This window comes from Streptomyces sp. NBC_00341, from assembly GCF_041435055.1.
GTDB lineage: Bacteria > Actinomycetota > Actinomycetes > Streptomycetales > Streptomycetaceae > Streptomyces.
This window is the reverse complement of the sequence record NZ_CP108002.1, coordinates 809396-827118: the sequence shown is the minus strand read 5'-3', so window position 1 is coordinate 827118 and position 17723 is coordinate 809396. Positions and strand designations below refer to the sequence as shown.

At 67.9% G+C, this 17723-nt stretch carries 14 protein-coding genes and 1 pseudogene; 10 read left to right on the top strand and 5 right to left on the bottom strand.

The features are described 5' to 3' along the window. Nucleotides 1-101: 101 nt before the first annotated feature. Nucleotides 102-185, bottom strand: coding sequence for a putative leader peptide (locus OG892_RS03655; protein WP_311307964.1), 84 nt, complete (start codon nucleotides 183-185; stop codon nucleotides 102-104). Between the two features lie 92 nt (nucleotides 186-277). Here OG892_RS03655 and OG892_RS03650 point away from each other — a divergent pair, with 92 nt between their 5' ends. Beyond that, nucleotides 278-724, top strand: a complete 447-nt coding sequence (locus OG892_RS03650) for a secondary thiamine-phosphate synthase enzyme YjbQ (protein ID WP_073736152.1) — start codon at nucleotides 278-280, stop codon at nucleotides 722-724. A gap of 41 nt (nucleotides 725-765) precedes the next feature. On the opposite strand, the pseudogene OG892_RS03645 reads toward OG892_RS03650, so the two are convergent. Continuing rightward, nucleotides 766-1739, bottom strand: a pseudogene (locus OG892_RS03645) (IS5 family transposase). 154 nt (nucleotides 1740-1893) lie between these two features. Between OG892_RS03645 and OG892_RS03640 the strand changes: the two are divergent. Next, nucleotides 1894-2223 (top strand): hypothetical protein, encoded by a 330-nt coding sequence (locus OG892_RS03640; RefSeq protein WP_371628439.1) that lies wholly within the window; start codon nucleotides 1894-1896, stop codon nucleotides 2221-2223. A gap of 138 nt (nucleotides 2224-2361) precedes the next feature. On the opposite strand, the gene OG892_RS03635 is transcribed toward OG892_RS03640, so the two are convergent. After that, entirely contained in the window at nucleotides 2362-3612 is a 1251-nt protein-coding gene (locus tag OG892_RS03635) for a DUF6357 family protein (RefSeq protein ID WP_371628438.1), read from the bottom strand. A 42-nt stretch (nucleotides 3613-3654) separates the two neighbouring features. Continuing rightward, nucleotides 3655-4731, bottom strand: coding sequence for a recombinase RecA (gene recA, locus OG892_RS03630; RefSeq protein ID WP_073736148.1), 1077 nt, complete (start codon nucleotides 4729-4731; stop codon nucleotides 3655-3657). Between the two features lie 224 nt (nucleotides 4732-4955). On the opposite strand from recA, the gene OG892_RS03625 reads away from it, so the two are divergent. Continuing rightward, nucleotides 4956-5561 carry a class I SAM-dependent methyltransferase gene (locus OG892_RS03625; RefSeq protein ID WP_328867935.1) on the top strand — a complete coding sequence of 202 codons (606 nt, stop codon included), beginning with the start codon at nucleotides 4956-4958 and terminating at the stop codon, nucleotides 5559-5561. A gap of 82 nt (nucleotides 5562-5643) precedes the next feature. Here OG892_RS03625 and OG892_RS03620 read toward each other — a convergent pair whose 3' ends face one another. Then, complete coding sequence (locus OG892_RS03620) at nucleotides 5644-9075, bottom strand: GH92 family glycosyl hydrolase (protein WP_371628437.1); 3432 nt, start codon at nucleotides 9073-9075, stop codon at nucleotides 5644-5646. A gap of 242 nt (nucleotides 9076-9317) precedes the next feature. Between OG892_RS03620 and OG892_RS03615 the strand changes: the two genes are divergently transcribed. The 7 genes from OG892_RS03615 to OG892_RS03585 all read left to right on the top strand — a co-directional run bounded on the left by OG892_RS03615 (nucleotide 9318) and on the right by OG892_RS03585 (nucleotide 17664). Beyond that, a complete protein-coding gene (locus tag OG892_RS03615; RefSeq protein ID WP_079193456.1) occupies nucleotides 9318-10418 on the top strand; it encodes a substrate-binding domain-containing protein in 1101 nt (366 codons plus the stop codon). Between the two features lie 113 nt (nucleotides 10419-10531). Next, nucleotides 10532-11836, top strand: coding sequence for an ABC transporter substrate-binding protein (locus OG892_RS03610; protein WP_073736139.1), 1305 nt, complete (start codon nucleotides 10532-10534; stop codon nucleotides 11834-11836). A 111-nt stretch (nucleotides 11837-11947) separates the two neighbouring features. After that, a complete protein-coding gene (locus tag OG892_RS03605) occupies nucleotides 11948-12844 on the top strand; it encodes a carbohydrate ABC transporter permease (protein WP_073736138.1) in 897 nt (298 codons plus the stop codon). A gap of 8 nt (nucleotides 12845-12852) precedes the next feature. Further along, the gene (locus OG892_RS03600; RefSeq protein ID WP_371631572.1) at nucleotides 12853-13815 is read left to right on the top strand and encodes a carbohydrate ABC transporter permease; all 963 of its coding nucleotides are present in this window, start codon (nucleotides 12853-12855) and stop codon (nucleotides 13813-13815) included. 60 nt (nucleotides 13816-13875) lie between these two features. After that, entirely contained in the window at nucleotides 13876-14847 is a 972-nt protein-coding gene (locus OG892_RS03595) for a hydroxyacid dehydrogenase (protein ID WP_371631571.1), read from the top strand. An 83-nt stretch (nucleotides 14848-14930) separates the two neighbouring features. Then, complete coding sequence (locus OG892_RS03590) at nucleotides 14931-15602, top strand: ThuA domain-containing protein (RefSeq protein WP_371628436.1); 672 nt, start codon at nucleotides 14931-14933, stop codon at nucleotides 15600-15602. Nucleotides 15603-15675: 73 nt separating this feature from the next. Then, nucleotides 15676-17664 carry a hypothetical protein gene (locus OG892_RS03585; protein ID WP_371628435.1) on the top strand — a complete coding sequence of 663 codons (1989 nt, stop codon included), beginning with the start codon at nucleotides 15676-15678 and terminating at the stop codon, nucleotides 17662-17664. Nucleotides 17665-17723: the final 59 nt, after the last annotated feature.

Here is a 17723-nt window from a genome sequence, read left to right as displayed (position 1 = left end):
AGGGCCGAGCGGCACGGGAGGGGCGGGGCTGGACGCGTACTACGTCAGGAGCGGTCGGGCGCCTCGCGCCCGGTCACTGACGGGAAAGTGTTGAGAGAACGTCAGCAGCCGCGACAACAAGCGGCGGAGGCCACCCGCAGCAGGTCGATGTGACCGCGCGAAGTGAGCAGAGCTGATCGGAACATGGCGCTGAACGTAGCGATCCCTCAATGAAACGGTCAATGGTGTCTCGGCACGTGGACGCGCGATCGCGCGGCACGGGCAGGAGAATGACCCCATGTCCACCGCCTTCACCACCAGCGTCCTGCACATCACCACAGGAACCACGGAGACCGTCACCGATCTGACGTCCGACTGCGAACAGTTCCTCACCCGGGCGGCCGCCGGCCGGGACGGACTCCTCAACATCTTCGTACCGCACGCGACAGCGGGGATCGCGGTCCTCGAAACCGGCGCGGGCAGCGACGACGACCTCCTCTCCGCCCTGCACACCCTGCTTCCCGCCGACGACCGCTGGCAGCACCGCCACGGCAGCCCCGGCCACGGCCGCGACCACGTACTGCCGGCCCTCGTCCCGCCGCACGCGACACTCCCGGTGATCGCGGGGCGGCTGGAGCTGGGGACTTGGCAGTCGGTGTGCCTGGTCGATACGAACGTCTCGAACCGCAACCGTCAGGTGCGGTTGTCGTTCCTCGGTTTGGGGCAAAGTTCCCCGTCACTGTAGGAGCGACTTCCGGCCGCACTAGGGCCTGTGTGGAGTTGTGATCAAGGCTGTGATCCGAGGTGTCGGATCCAGAGGAGGTCGGCGCATAATTCGAGTCCGGCCTGGTAGCTTTCAGGATTTTTGTCGTAGCGGACAGCGAGACCGCGCCAGTCCTTGATCTTGTTGATGGTGCGTTCGACGCTGTTGCGGAGCTTGTACAGCTGCTTGTCCCAGGTGACGGGCCGTCCGCCGCGTGAGCCGCGGTTCTTGCGGTGGGTGGCCTGATCCTTCTTCTCGGGAATGACCGCTTTGATCCCACGTTTGCGCAGGTGGGAACGATTCTGGCGGGACGAGTACGCCTTATCGCCCGCGACTGCGTCGGGCCGGGTGCGGGGCCGCCCGACCGGGCCCGGGACGCGGATCTTGTTCAGGACGGGGATGAACTGCGGACTGTCCCCGGCTTGCCCCGCAGTGAGCTTGAGTGAGAGGGGCAGGCATTGCGGCACACAGGACAGATGCGTCTTGGTGGTCAGTCCGCCGCGGGAACGTCCCAGGTCAGCAGCGGCGAGCCGGGCCCTGCGGCGACGCCTCACGCGTCGTCGTTCTTCCCGCTCCGGGTCCAGTTGCCCGTCTTGTTCCTGGCTGGCGCCCCTTTTTCCGCGGCGGCCTTCTCCACCGCGTCCAGGATCTCGGGCTCCACGATCATCCCGGCAGCATCATGATGGGCCCGGACCGTGGTCGAGTCCACGCTGACCAGCGACAAGTCCACCAGGCCCTGCTTCGCCGCCTCGGCGATCGCGCCCTGGAACACCGCGGTGAACACCCCGGCATCCCGCCACTGTCGAAACCGGCCGTAAACGGTGGATCAGTGCCGGAATCGTTCGGGCAACTCCCGCCATTTCGCACCGTTCCTGAACCGCCACACGACGCCCTCGAAGTGCGCCCGTAGGTTCTCCGGGTACGGCCCGTACTCACCGACCGGCAGGAACGGGGAGATGAACTCCCACTCGGTATCTGAAAGTTGAAGTCGAGACACCCCACCGTTTTACTCCAAGGCCCCCGACCCTCCCGGGCCGGGGGCCCACGAGATCACAACTCCACACACGCCCTAGGGTCTGGGCGCCCATGCCGTCAACGAACTCCGCTGCCCTCCGGAGCGCCGGAAGAATACTTGTCAGGAGAAGCGTGAGATGCCCGATCCGACCCTCGCCGCCAGGAGCCTGAGCCAGGCGATCGACAGCGCCGAAAGCCAGCAGATCAGCGAAGCGGGCCGTGATTTTATCGAGAAGCTCACCTTCGCAACGGCCGACGAGATCCTCGCCATGCTTCGGGAGATCCTCGCCGAGGACTGGATGGCGCTGCCGCCCTGGGCCCGGAATCTCGCCTACCGCCTGGCCTGCCTGCAACGTCCTGACGACCCGCGACTGCTCCGGGAAGCGGCCGCGGACCTGTTGTGCTTCGGACCCGACTGGGACGTGTTCGCCGAGGACCTCAAAAGGCGCGCGGCGGAACTGGAGTAGGGCCTGCTTTCCGTGGAGCTCCTGGGCCAGTCCGTCGGTCCCGATCCGAAGCCATGCGTCGATGGATCGTAGAGGGGGGCCTTCGTCGGACTCCCGTACCCGCTCCTGTGCAGACCCTTCCGGCGGAGCGCGCGCGGGCTACTGGGCGCCACGCCGCCGTCGGCGGGCCCGCTCGAACTCGGCGGCATCCGACATCCAAGGGCCGTGGTGGTCGAGTGCGGCGCAACCGCCCCGCACGAAGGCACTCACCAGGTTCCGGTACCCACCGATCCCGTCGACCAGGCTGTACTCGACCCGGTACTCCGGATCCGACCCACCGCCTGCTCCCTCGCGCACGGTCGTGACCCGTGCGATGGAGTCCGCGTAGAAGTGGAGCTGGATCCCTTCGCCCATTTCCTCGTCCTCGATGGTGAACACCTCGTTGTCCGCGGCAGAGCGATCTCCGACGAACTCCCAGAACTCGGCGCCGGCAGAGCGGGGACTACCCGGGAGCGACTTCTTCTCGACGCCCTTGTCGTCGGTGAACGACAGGACCCTCTTCCTCGCACCCCCGCCGGCAGTCTCCGCGTCGTCCTCCATAGGGGCACTCCTGGAGCGGTCCGCGGCCTCCGAGCACATCAGGAAGCCCACGGTGCGCACCGCCTCATCGACGAGCTCAGGGTGTCCACGGCGCACGGCCGCGTCGACCGTTGCTGCCATCCGTTCCCAGTCCTGTTTGTCCGTGGCGCGTTTTCCGCGCCGCGGATCGCGGCCGATCCGCATCCCGGCGCATGCCTGTTCCGCCGTGGCGATCACACGTATGACCTCGGGGAGCAGAGCGGGGGCGACCGCATCGGGCATCCGTCTCGGAACCGTCGAGCCGTGCAGGTACTGGCCGGTGTACTTCAGAATCGCGGTGTCGAGGGGACCGAGTACTGCTCCGCGGTCGGCGCGACGGCGGTTCACGTGGTGCTCCCGAGCTCGTTTCTCGTTGGGCGTCTCTGTCGCCGCGCGCATCGCCGCGCAGACCTGGCCGCGTCCGAGCAGTTCGATGTCGGCCCCATGGGCGATGAGCCGGCTCCTGTCCCACCGGATGCGCCGGAAGAGCGCGTCGACGTCTGCGGGCGTGGAGAGGAGGACCGGGTCCAGGAGCGTGATGGCAGCGTTCTCGTCGAGCCGGCCCCGGGTTCCGGCGGCGTCGCACAGCGGAAGGACCGCACTCCACAGCAGCAGGTGTCTGGCCAGGTCCTCCTGGATCACCGCGAGATGGGCTTCCCTTATCGGGAACGTGAACGTGCGGGGCTCATGGTTGGCGTCGGCCCCGGCACCGAGCATCAGCTTCAGCTCACCGTCCTCGCGGATCACGTTCGGTATCCAGCCGCTCTGCCGCGTGAAAACGATGTCTCTCATGGACTCAGTCTTCCCCACCGGACGAGACCGGCGGCGAGTCTGTCACGCGGCTCTTCCCGCCGAGGCCCCGGTGGCATCAGGGACGGGGACAGGGGCGGTGTCGTCTGCGACCGCGGCCTTCGCCGGTACCCCGATTCCGAGCTTCTCCAGGATCTTCTTCTCGATCTCGTCGGTGAGATGAGGGTTGTTCTTGAGGAAGGTGCGGGCGTTCTCCTTGCCCTGGCCGAGCTGGCCGCCCTCGTACGTGTACCAGGCGCCGGCCTTCTGTACGAACGCATGCTCCACGCCCATGTCGATCAGCCCGCCCTCACGGCTGATCCCCTGGCCGTAGAGGATGTCGAACTCCGCCTGTTTGAAGGGCGGCGCGACCTTGTTCTTGACGACCTTGACGCGGGTGCGGTTGCCGACCGCGTCGGTGCCGTCCTTCAACGTCTCGATCCGTCGGATGTCCAGACGCACCGAAGCGTAGAACTTCAGCGCCCGGCCACCGGTCGTGGTCTCCGGCGAGCCGAACATCACGCCGATCTTCTCGCGCAGCTGGTTGATGAAGATCGCCGTCGTCCTCGTCTGGCTGAGCGCACTGGTGATCTTGCGGAGCGCCTGGCTCATCAGGCGGGCCTGCAGACCCATGTGGGAGTCACCCATGGCGCCCTCGATCTCGGCACGTGGAACCAGGGCCGCGACGGAGTCGATCACGATCAGGTCGATCGCGCCGGAGCGGATCAGGATGTCGACGATCTCCAGCGCCTGCTCACCGTTGTCCGGCTGGGACAGGATGAGGTTGTCGGTGTCGACGCCGAGCTTTTTGGCGTACTCCGGGTCCAGGGCGTGCTCGGCGTCGATGAACGCCACCGTGCCGCCGGCCTTCTGCGCGTTCGCCACCGCGTGCAGCGTCAGCGTCGTCTTGCCGGAGGACTCCGGCCCGTACACCTCCACCACGCGGCCGCGTGGCAGACCGCCCACACCGAGCGCCACGTCCAGCGCGGTGGACCCGGTGGGGATCACCTCGATGGGCTCGTTGGGCCGCTCGCCGAGGCGCATGACCGCGCCCTTGCCGAACTTCCGCTCGATCTGCGCGAGCGCGGTGTCCAGCGCCTTCTCCTGGTCGGTTCCTGCCATGAGCTTCACCCGGTCCGATTGAGTGGCCCGCCGCACGTCGGAGAACGTGGGCGTCTGCTGCCGACAACGGACGTGTCGGAAGTCCAGAAAACGAACATCCGATCGATTTACGTGTCAGTGAAAGGTACCAAACGGAGGGAAGCGGAACAGGTTGCGCGCCGGACCGCTCCGGACCGCTCCGGTGTTCGGATCCCGTCGGCGAGCGGCACCCTATGCTGGGCCTTATGAGTCGTTGGACGGATTTCGCCGGGGAGGCGTCCGGGGAGGACTACGCCGCACGGTTTGCGACCCTGGCCCGTAGCGGCAAGGACGTGCACGGTGAGGCGCGGTTCTGCGCCGCTCTCCTGCCGGCCGGAGCGCGGGTGCTGGACGCCGGGTGCGGTACCGGGCGGGTCATGATCCGGCTCGCGGAACTGGGGTACGACTGCGTCGGGGTGGATCTTGACGCGTCGATGCTGGCAGTGGCGCGGAAGCAGGCGCCGGGGCTGCCGTGGTTCCAGACCGATCTGGCCGAGTTCGAGCCGGCCCGGCTCGGTATCACGGGAGGCTTCGACCTTGTCGTTGCCGCGGGCAATATCTTCCCGTTGCTCGCCCCCGGCACCGAGGCGGCGGTGGTGAAGCATCTCTCCGCGGCCCTGCGCCCGGGTGGTCTGCTGGTCGCCGGTTTCGGCCTCGACGAAGCCCACCTGCCGGTGGCGCCCGGCCTCACGCTGTCGGACTACGACGACTGCTGTGCCGCGTCCGGCCTGACCCTCGTCGACCACTTCGCCACCTGGGATGCCGCCCCTTACGACGGTGGCGGCTATGCCGTAAGCGTTCACCGTCGATGAGGACGTGCCGGACGCCGTGATCACGGGAGGCCCGGTGCTGGTGAGCACCGGGCCTCCCGTGTTGCGGGGGTGACTGCGACGGTCAGTGCTCCAGGGTCATCGCGTAGATCTCCAGGTCGCTGTTGCGTTGCCAGTCGAGTCCTCCGGACCCGGGTGCGACCCATGCCGGCACGGATGGTGTTGCCAGGGAGAGGGACCGGACCTTCTTCCCGGATTCCAGTGGGACGGTCGTTTCGTAGAGCGATGCCTTGGTGGTGGTCTTCCCGGTTCCGGCCTTGAGCTGGTACGCGGTCGTCAGCGCGACGGCGTTGCCGAAGTCCGGAGTCTTGTTCGCCCAGCCGGTGAGTTCCAGCGGAACGGTCGCGGTGCTGCCGTCGGTGTAGGTGACGACGGCGGTGGCCGACGCGGCGCCGGTACTGCCGTTGTCGGAAGCGCCCACGATGTGGAGGCTGTGGTAGTTGCCGGAGGGCAGGGCGATTGCCTGCCCGGTGGACTTGACGAAGTTCTTGCTGGTGCCGGAGGTCTTGGGTGCCCGGTAGGTGACCCCATCGAAGGTGACCGGTCCCGGCGCGGGCAGTTGGTCGGCGGCGAAGCTCGTACCCGTGCCGTCGAAGTCTCCCTGGCCCGGTGCGGCGAGCGTGGCGACGCCGTCGTTGTTGTAGGTGTCGTCAAGGTCGACGGCGCATGAAGTGGCCGTCTTGATGGCGCAGTTGCCGGCCTTCTCGACAACGACGCTCACTGTCTTCCTGACCGGCGCGGCTCCGGGGAGCTCGGCGGTGACCGTCACCCGGTAGGTGCCCGGCTCGGTTCCGGCCGGCGTGGTGATCCGCAATCGCTTGTTCAGCTGGGCGGGGAGCCCGTTCGAGTCGGCCGTCGCCGTCGCGCGGGACGGCGACACAGCCCACCCCTTCGGCGCCTTCGCGGTCACGGTGACCCGCGCGGTGTGCGGAGCCGTGGCCAGCAGCGTCAGTTCGGCCTGTTGCCGCGAGGCGTGGTCCGCCGTGGACTCCATGACGACCTGGTCGGGCCCGACGTCGGCGCTGAGCTGATGCTGCGGATTCGGCGTCGTGTTGATCGACGGCGGGGCGTCCTTCGCGGCTGTCGCCCACGCGGTGGGCTCGGTGCTCAGGGCGTAGTCGATGCGCCCGCCGTGGGCGATGTCGGCCTGGTCGACCCATGCCTTGCCCCAGTCCCTGCCGTTCACCGTCGCGGACGCGATGTAGCGGTTGGCCATGCTGGTGCCGGGCGCGGAGATCGTCAGAGTCCCGCCCTGCGTCCTCCCGTACTCACCGATCCGCACCTGGGCGTTGGGGAACTGCGGCGTGGTGATGACGTCGAAGTTGCCGCCGCTGGTCGTGGGGTAGAGCCCCAGCGACGACATCACGTACCAGGCGGACATCTCGCCCATGTCGTCATTGCCGGGGATGCCGCCGGGGCTGTTCGTGAACAGGGTCTCCTGCGCCTTGACCACGGTCGCGGTGCTGCCGGGCTGCCCCGTCCACGCGTAGAGGAACGGCGCGATGAGGTTCGGCTCGTTGTTCGGGTTGTACTTCGTGGAGCCGTAGTAGTCGTACGGGTCGCTGACCCACGCCGTGCGCGCGGTCCCCGCCGGATCGGTGAGGAGGTCGTCGTAGGCGAAGAAGTCGTTCAGCCGGCTGTTCGTCGCGGCGCTGCCGCCCAGCATGCTGATGAGTCCCGCCGGGTCCTGGGGCACCGACCACTGGTACTGGCTCGCGTTCTGCTCGTGGAACGCGTGGTCGCTGGTGACCGGGTCGTACGGGGTCAGCCAGGTGCCGTCGGCCGCGGTGCGCGGCCGGAACTGGCTGGTCCGTGTGTCGAAGACGTTCTTGTACGACTGGCCGCGCCTGGCGAACATCGTGGCGTCGGCCGTGTGGCCCAGGCCCTTCGCCATCAGGGCCAACGACGCGTCGGCCGCCGCGTACTCCAACGTGGCCGACGTGCCGTAGTAGCAGTCGTTGTCGTTCGACTTGGTCGGGCAGCAGTTGCCGCCCGTCCCTCCGTCGCAGTCGGCGCTCGACTTCACGTTGAGGCCGTAGGGGATGTACCCGCGTTCCGCGTAGTACGCGGCTCCGGCACGCCCGTTCTCACGGACGTCGGCGGGCGGCACCTCGGTCGCGTTCGCCCGGAGGTACGTGTACGCCTCCTGGGCGTCCGCTCCGGTCAGCAGCCCTTTTGACCAGCCCTCGACCAGGAACGGGGTGACCGGGTCGCCGGTCATGATGTTGCCTTCTTCGTCCTCCAGATACCAGCGTGGAAGCGCGCCGCCCTCCCGTGCGATCGCCAGGATCGACATATCGATGTCGTGGGCGACCTCGGGAACGAGCATCTCGAGGAGCTTGTTCTGCGTCCGGTAAGTGTCCCACAGCGAGAGGTTGCTGTACGGGGTGTAGTCCCTGGCGGTGTGGATCTTCTTGTCGGCTCCGACGTAGCGTCCGTCGACGTCACCGATGATGTTCGGATCAACCATGGAGTGGTACAGCGCCGTGTAGTACGCGACCTGCTGGTCATGCGAACCACCACCGATCGCGGCCTTGTGCAGCATCGAGTTCCACTTGGTGTTCGACGCCTTGTGCACGGCGTCGAAGTCGAAGCCGAACTTCCCCGTCTCCGTCGAGAGGTTCTTGCGGGCGCCGTCGAGCCCGGTGAAGGAGAGCCCCACCTTCGCGACCACAGGAGCGTCGTTCTTCCTCGTGTCGAACGACACCCACGCCCCGTTGGAACCCTTGGCGGCCGATGTACGGGACCCCGGGCTCCGGTCGGTGCCCTTCCACGTGCCGTACGACGAGAACGGCCGGCTGAGCTGTGCGACGAAGTAGGTCTTCTTGGAATCCTCGACCCACCCCTCGACCGTCCGGTCGCCGACGACGTGGATCTCGGAACCGGAGACACCGGCACCGGCGTTGAACATCACGTTGGCCCGACTCGTCCGCGGGAACTCGTACTGCTGCCACCCGGTCCGTTCGGTCGCCGTCAAGGCGGCGGTCACGCCGTACTTGTCGAGCTTCGTCCGGTAGTAGTCGGGTCCCGTCGTCTCGTTCTCATGGCTGAAGGCCGACGCGTACTGTGCCGGATCGGTCGAAGTCACCGCGCCGGTCGTGGGCATCATCGGCAGATAGTTGAACCGGCACCCGTTGATCGTCGTCTGACTGAACCCGATGACCGTGTCGGACGACTCCTTGTCACACCCCGTGCCACCGGCCGTCTTCATCAACGGACTCTCCTGCACCAGGCCGAACGGCGCACCAGCGGCAGGGAAGGTCAGCCCCTCGTTCTCGGTCCCGATGAACGGATTGACCAGCTCCGTCAGATCGGTCCCCGCGCCCGGTGCCGCGTCGGACGCCGCCGACCGCGTGGCGGCAACCGCGCTCGCAGCGGTCCCGGTGACAGATCCCGCGGCACCGAGGGCGATACAGAGCGCAGCTACCCCCAGCCGGTTCCTCAGACGCCGCGCCGTCGACCCGTTCCGGGTCGGTGCGTATCGCGTTGATTGCATACCACTCCCGTCCTGCGCCTGCTCGTAGACATCGTTGTCATGCACCGCACGTGACGCTAGATCGTCTCCTCCACCCCGGCAAGGGGTTACTGCTGCGTCACTTGGCTGAGGTGACGGCAGCGGCCTCGGCCGACCGAGAGCTCCCCGATTCGCCGCTCCAGGCCATCGTTGACCTTTGATTGATATCTTTCGGTTGTCGAGTGAAGGTAGTTGGGTCACTCGTTACCGAGAGGGGACTGAAGGTGTTGGCTAACGAGCGGCGGGAAGCGATCCTGCGCGCGGTGGAGCGCCAGGGTTCGATCACCGTGAAGGTGCTGGCCGAGGAGATGGGGGTCTCCGCCGTCACGTTGCGCCAGGACGTGCGGGAGCTGGCCGGTCAGGGGCTGCTGAACCGTGTGCACGGCGGGGCCACGGCGCTGGCGCCGGACGTTCCAGTTCCCGTTTCCGCGTCCGTCGAAGCCCCGGCCCCCGCCCCGGCTCCCGCGGGGGAGAAGTACGCCGTCGGGCTGGTGGTGCCGCCGGGCGGTTACTACTACGCGGAGGTGATCCGGGGCGTCCAGAACGCGGCCCGCGCGCGGGGCGTCCGCGTCGTGCTGGCCGTCTCCGGGGAGTCGCTGGCGGAGAACCAGGAGCAGGTCCGCCAGCTGGTGGCCGGCGGGATCAACAGCCTGCTGCTCATGCTGCACCCGGGCCTGCGCCCGCTGGAGGAGGCCGAGCAGTGGCTGAGCACCCTCGATGTGCCGGCCGTGCTGGTGGAGCGCCGGGCCGGGATCCAGGCCGGGCGGCTGGAGCAGGTGGCGTCCGACCACGCATACGGCGCGGCCCTCGCGGTGCGCCATCTCGCCGGGCTCGGGCACGACAAGGTGGCCCTCGTCGCCAGGATCGAGAGCCCCAACACGGCGCTTCTCAGCGCGGGGCACGGCGACGCCGTGAAGGCCATGGGGCTGACGCCGGGGCCGGAGTTCCTCATCAGCACCACCGGGGACGCGGTTCCGGCCGACGCCCGCTTCGAGGAAGTGGTCAGAGCCGTGGAGTCCGGCGAGGTCCGGGCCGCACTGGTGCACAACGACATCGATGCCATCGCTCTCGTCGGCATCCTGCGCGCACGAGGTATGCGTGTGCCGGAAGACCTGGCTGTGGTCACCTATGACGACGAGGTCGCGGAGCTGAGCGACGTCCCGCTGACCGCCGTCGCGCCCCCCAAGCAGGCCGTGGGGTCATGGGCGCTCGACCTGGCGGTACGCCGGCTGTCCGACCCGGCCACCCCGCTGGCGGAGATCCTGCTCCGCCCGGAACTGCGGGTCCGCGCGTCCTGCGGAGCCAGCCGCCGGAGCGAAGCGTAGCCAAGTGATGCCAAATGGTTTCGTTATCAAAAAACGAAATCAGATGCATTGACTCGCTGTCGTACGTAACGAATGATTGCGGTGACACCCAAGCAAACGATCGGTGGCACATCATGTTTCGTAGACGACTGACAGCACTGGTCGGCTCCGTCGCAGCAGTAGGCCTTCTCGCCACGGGGTGTGGAGACTCGGACAGCGGGACCTCCACGGCGGACAAGGGCACCGGAAAGGTCACCTTCTGGTCCTTCGTCAAGGGCTCCGACGAAGTGGCGAAGGCGTTCAACCGGACCCACCCGGACATCAAGGTGACCTTCGAGGCGGTGCCCTCGGGCCAGGAGTACTACTCCAAACTCACCAACGCCGTGAAGGCCGGCACCGCCCCGGATGCCGCGGTCGTCGAGTACCCGCAGCTGCCCGAGTTCGCCACCCAGGGCAAGCTGGAGACGCTGAGCGATTCGCTCGGGCCGCTGGTCAAGGACCATTTCCCGAAGTCCGTCAGGCAGTTGGTCGAGCTGGGGGGCCAGACGTGGGGCGTTCCCCGCGACGCGGCTCCGCTGATGCTGTACTACCGCAACGACTTCTTCAAGAGCCACAAGATCGGCGTCCCCAAGACGTGGGACGCGTACCGGAACATGACCGAGCAGGTGAAGAAGGCGGACCCGAAGGCCCGCGGCGGGGTTCTCTACACGGACAACCCGGGACTGCTGACCGCCCTGGCCTGGCAGGCCGGCTCGCAGTGGTTCGGCACGGAGAAGGACTCCTGGAAGGTCTCGCTGGACGACGCCCCCTCCCGGAAGGTCGCCGACTACTGGGGTGACCTCGCCAGCAAGGACCTCATCAGCTCGGTCAGCTCGCTCGACCCGTTCTGGACGAGCGTCCAGCAGAACCGCACCGTCGCCTACGTCTGCGCGAGCTGGTGCGCGGGGTCCCAGCAGGCGACCGTCGCCGACCAGAAGGGCAAGTGGTCGGTTGCCCCGGTGCCCACCTGGGACGGCAAACCGGCCTCTGCCATGTACGGCGGCTCCTCCTTCGTCATACCGAAGGGCGCCAAGAACAGCGCTGCCGCTGCGGAGTTCATCAAGTGGATCACCACGGACCCCGAGGGCATGAAGGCGTGGGTCTCCTCCGGGACCAGCAGCATGTTCCCCGCCGACCCCAAGCTCGTGCCGGTCACCAAGGCCGCGTTCCCCACCGACTACTTCGGCGGACAGGACGTGTACGCCCTGGGCAACAAGTCCTACGCGGCGGTCCGGCCCGGCTGGACGTGGGGCCCCGTCATGGGAACCACGAACACGGCCGTCGTCGACCAGCTTCCGAAGGTCGCCCAGGGCAAGGTGAAGCTCTTCGACGTCCTCACCGGCGCCCAGCAGGCGACCGTCCAGGACATGAAGCGGCGCGGGATGAAGGTCGCCCCGTAGGACGCGAAGCAGTTCGCGAACCCCGGTGAGCCGGTGCCCGGCCCCCAAGGCCGAGGCCGGCATCGGCTCCCGCCCCGACGCTTCCCGCTCCCCTTTCGAGAAAGGCCCGGTATGACAACTCCGTCAGCCCGCGCCCAGCGCCGCACCGCCACGCTGCTCCTGGCCCCCTTCTTCATCCTCTTCGCCGCCGTCACCCTCGCTCCGCTGGTCTACGCGGGCTGGATGAGCCTGTTCACCACCCACACCTCCGGCCTCGGCTTCGGCGGGACGGAAGAGGTCTTCGCCGGACTGGACAACTACGTACACGCGTTGTCGGACCCGGGCTTCCGCGGCGGATTCCTCACCATCGCCGCGTACGTCGCGATCTACATCCCGATCATGATCGGCGGCGCGCTCGTCCTCGCCCTGCTGCTGGACTCCGCACTGACCAGGGCGCGGACCTTCTTCCAGCTGGCCCTGTTCCTCCCGCACGCGGTGCCCGGTCTGATCGCGGCACTCATCTGGGTCTACCTGTACACGCCCGGACTCAGCCCGGTGATCGACTTCCTCAACTCCGGCGGCCTCGACATCGACTTCCTGTCGGCCGACAACGCGGTCTTCTCCGCGGCGAACATCGCCGTCTGGGAGTGGATCGGGTACAACATGGTCATCTTCTACGCAGCCCTCCAGGCGGTGCCGACCGAGGCCCTGGACGCGGCGAAGATCGACGGCGCCGGCCAGATCCGTACCGCCCTGTCGATCAAGGTCCCGATGATCCGCCCGGCCATCGCCCTGGCCGTGCTGTTCACCGTCATCGGATCGGTCCAGCTCTTCACCGAACCGAAGGTCATCTACAGCGCCTCCAGCTCCATCGGCAGCAGCTGGACCCCCAACATGTTCGTCCAGACCGCCGCCTTCACCCACAACGACTTCGGACTGGCAGCAGCGGCCTCGCTGCTCATCGCACTGTTCGCCGCGCTGCTGTCATTCCTCGTCACCCGCTTTTCGCGCAGCAGGAGCAAGCCGTGACCAAGACCATGACACGCGTTGCCCCCGACGGCTCCTGTCCGGCTCCGGACCGGACGGGCGGGAACGGGACGGAGAAGAGCCGGACGGACAGGAGTGGGCCGGGGCGGCGTGGCCCCGGGAACCGCCCCTCGGTCCTGCTGTCCAGAGCCGGTGTGACCGCCATGCTCGGTCTCGCCGCCCTCTACACGCTTCTGCCGATGCTCTGGCTGTTCCTCTCGTCCACCAAGAGCCGCCAGGACCTCTTCGCCACCAACGGCTTCGCCCCGGGCAAGGACTTCGCGCTCGTCGACAACCTCAAGTACCTGTTCCAGGTCGACAACGGGATCTTCCTGCGCTGGCTGCTCAACACGGTCCTGTACGCCGGTGTCGGCTCGCTGCTGGCGACCGTGTTCAGCGTGGCCGCCGGGTACACGTTCGACAAACTGAACTTCCCCGGCAAGGAGAGGCTCTTCTCCTTCGTCCTGCTGGGCGTGATGGTGCCCGGAACGGCGATGGCGATCCCGCTCTACCTGCTCGCTGCCAAAGCGGGGCTGGTGAACACCTTCTGGGGCGTGTTCATCCCCGGCCTCGTCTTCCCGTTCGGGGTGTACCTGGCCCGCGTCTTCAGCGCCTCGTACATCCCCAACGAGGTCCTGGAGGCCGCCCGGGTGGACGGGGCGGGAGAGTTCAGGACCTTCTGCAGGATCGGCCTGCCGATGATCGCACCGGGCTTCGTGACCATCTTCCTCTTCCAGTTCACCCAGATCTGGAACAGCTTCTTCCTTCCCCTGGTGATGCTGTCCGACAAGGACCTCTTCCCGGTCAACCTCGGGCTGTACGTCTGGTACTCCTCCGCGCTCTCCCAGGGGCACCCACAGGACTACCTCCTGGCCATCGTCGGATCGCTGGTGTCCGTGGTGCCGCTGGTCATTCTCTTCCTGATGCTCCAGCGGTTCTGGAAGTCCGGCATGACCGCCGGCGCCGTCAAGTAGGCCATCGTCCCGAGGATCCCCATGTCATCCACCCCGCTCCGCCCGCGTGCCCTGTTCGCGATGGGCCGACCTCACCGGGACGCGCTCTTCCCGCGTGCCGCGACCGACCGGCTGACCGGTCTCGTCGACATCGAACCGGACTTCGTCGCAGAGGACTTCGACCACGTACCCCACCTGGCCGCTGTCGAGATCCTGATCACGTCCTGGGGATGCCGCCCGCTCGACGACGCCGTACTCGCCCGCATGCCGGAGCTGAAAGCCGTCGTGCACGCGGCGGGAAGCGTCAAACACCATGTGACGGAAGCCTGCTGGGACCGAGGCATCCACGTCTCCACAGCCGCTGCCGCCAACGCCGTACCCGTCGCCGAATACACCCTCGCCGCCATCCTCTTCGCCAACAAGCGCGTCCTGGAGATCGGCGGGCTCTACCGCGAACACCGCAACGCCCTGGACTGGGCGGCCCACTTCCCGGGCTTCGGCAACTACCGCAGGACGATCGGCCTGGTCGGCGCGTCCCTGGTGGGACGCCGGGTACTGGAGCTGCTCCGGCCCCACGACTTCGACATCCTGCTGGCCGACCCGCACCTCGACCCCGAGGTGGCCAGGTCGATGGGTGCCCGGCTCGTCGAGCTCGACGAGCTGCTGGCCGTCTCCGACGTCGTCTCGCTGCACGCACCCGCGCTGCCCGAGACGTACCACCTGCTCGACGCCCGCAGACTGTCGCTCCTGCGGGACGGCGCCACGCTCGTCAACACCGGGCGCGGCTCCCTCATCGACACCGCGGCCCTCACCGCGGAGGCGTCGTCGGGACGCATCCACGCCGTCCTCGACGTCACGGAGCCCGAAGTGCTGCCGGCGGCCTCACCCCTGTACGCGCTGCCGAACGTGCTGCTGACCCCGCACATCGCCGGATCGCTCGGCGGTGAACTCGCCCGCATCACCCGCAGCGCCCTGGACGAGGTCGAACGCTACTGCGCCGGGCGGGAGTTCGCGTACCCCGTGAACCGGGCGGCCCTGACCACCTCGGCCTGAGAACCCGGACGGCCGCCGCGCCGTCCCGCCCCGCCCTGTGAGACTGCCGATCACCCCGTACGTCCGGAACCAGGAGCGCCAGCATGTCCCAGCCCGACCGCCTGTCGGACGTTCTCGTCTTCACCCGCACCACGGCCTACCGCCACGACTCGATCCCCGCCGGCCAGGCGGCCCTGCGAGAGCTGGGGGAGGAGCACGGCTTCACCGTGGAGACCTCCGAGGACCCCTCGGTCTTCACCGACGCCTCGCTGGCGGGGCGCAGCGCGGTGGTCTTCCTGTCCACCAGCGGCGAGGTGCTCACCCCGCAGGGGCAGCTGGCGCTGCGGCGCTGGACCTCTGACGGCGGCGGCTTCATGGGCATCCATTCCGCCGCGTGCACCGAGTACGACTGGCCGTACTACGGGGAGTTGCTCGGCGCCCGGTTCGCCGGCCACCCGGACTTCCAGCCCGGCACCGTGCTGGTCGAGGACCGGAACCATCCGTCGACTCGCCATCTGCCGCAGCGGTGGGACTGGAACGACGAGTGGTACGACTTCCGGAGCAACCCGCGGCGCCCCGGCGTACAGGTCCTCGCGACCATCGACGAAGCCGGCTACGAGGGAGGCGGCATGGGCGCCGACCACCCCCTGGTGTGGTGCAGGGAGTCCGGCGCCGGCCGCTCGTTTTACACGTCGCTGGGCCACGCGTCCGACGCCTACACGGACCCGGCCTTCCGAGGCCACCTCCTGGGCGGCCTGAGCTGGACCGCTGCCTGATCCATCCGGCCACGGGGAAGGCCATGAACTCCCCCGTGCGCATCCTCAGAAACCCTACGAAGGAGCACTGAACATGCAGGACGGACAGATCACACGACGTCAGCTGATGCAGTGGGGGGCCGTCGGTGCGGGCGCACTGGCCGTCACCGGCCTGCCCGCGACCGACGCCCTGGCGGCGCCGAGGTCAGGGGTGCGGGTCACGGACCTCGGCCCCGGGGTGAACAACTTCTCGCTCGCCGCCGCCATTCCGGTGGGCGACAAGGCGTACATCGCCTCGCGCAACATCGATCCGATGCGGATCATCAGCTTCGACTTCGGCACGGAGAAGGTCACCAGCGTCACCGAGGGCCCCGGGATCAGCACGCAGCTGCTCGCCGTCGACCCGGACGGGCGGTATCTGTACTCGGCGATCCGGGAGTACGACTCCGCCCCCGGCCCGGGTTTCATCCGGCTCGACCTGTCCGTGGCCGACGCGCCCAAGGAGGACCTCCACTCGATCCCCGGCCTCGACCCGTACGCGATCAGCGCGTCCCCCGACAACAAGATCTTCTTCGGCGGACGGGAACCCCAGCCCAAGCTGCGCCAGTACGACCCGGCCACCGGTGAGCTCACCGAGATCGCGATCCCCGATCCGGACGTCCCGATGATCCGCTGCCTGCTGGCCACCCAGGACAAGATCTACATCGGCACGGGCGCGTCGCTCGGCGCCATTCCGACCAGCACCAAGGCCGGACTGTTCGTCATGGACCGCGCCACGAAGAAGATCACCTCGATCCTGCCGAAGGAGTTCGCGGGGCAGGTGGAGGTGCGTGACGTCGGTCTCTACGACGGCACGCTGTACGTGTGCTCGACCACCGCCGACGGTGCGGCGGTCGCGATCATGGACGCCGAAGACCCGGCTCAGTACACGCTCGTGCAGAGCAAGCAGTCCTTCCTCCGGCTGCCGCGCAAGCTCGGCGACAAGATGTACTTCAACGGCGCCGCGCTGATCGAACTCACCCTGAGCACGGGCAAGTTCCGCGAGATCAAGCCCAAGGACGGCGATTTCGGCGAGCTCTGGGGTCTGTGGATCCGCGAGGAGAAGGTCATCGTCGTCTCGGCCTTCGGCCTGATCTTCGAGGTCGATCCGAGCGCAGGCACGGACACCTCGTGGGACCTGATCGAGGCAGGCGCCCCGATCGGGCCCCAGCTGGGGATGTCGATAGCCGCCGACACGCACAACGTGTACGTCGGCGGGACGAACTCCGTGGCACGGCATGACCTGCGCACCGGTAAGCAGAGCAGGGTGCTGGCGACGAGCGAGGCCAAGGACATCCTGCTGCACAAGGGCACCGCCTACCTCGCCCAGTACAACGCGGTCGGGCTCCTGGCGTACAACCCGCGCACCGACGACGAGTGGACCCGCAAGCTCGCCGATCTGCCGCCGAAGCAGAACCGCCCGCACCAGATCGTCTGGGACGACCGGCACCAACTGGCTCTGATGGGGCTGCAGTCCGACTACAACGCGGGCGGCTCGCTGATGACGTTCGACCCGAAGAAGGGTGCCACCACGGTCGCCGTCAACCCGATCGACGACGACCAGATGGTCCGCGCGGTCGTGGCGCACGACGGCGTGGCCTATCTCGGTGGCCAGAACGTCGCCACCACCGCGGGAACCCTGGTCGCGTGGGACCCGGTCCGCAAGCGGGAGCTGTGGCGGATGACGCCGCAGGACAAGCCCACCGGGATCACCGGTCTCACCGTGCTCGGCCATCACCTGTACGTCATGTGCTTCAAGGGCGATTTCTTCGTGATCGACCTGCGCACCCGAAAGGTGATCCACTCCGCCAACCACGGCCCGGTGGTGCCGAACTACGGGACGCTGCTGGCCGACCGGGGGTACGTGTACGGCGCGTCCAGCTCGGACTTCGTCCGCTACGACCGCAAGACGTTCGCCCGTACGGACCTGGTCGCGCTCGACGCGGACTGGTACGGCATCCCGCGGGCCGCCGTGGACGAGCGTGGCAGGTTCTACGCCATCCGCGGGCGCAACCTGATCCGGATCGAGGTCGGCCGTCGCTGAGCGACCGGTGACGACGTACGTCCGGCGTTCCTCGCGCTGAGCGGCCGTCGCCGTGCCTG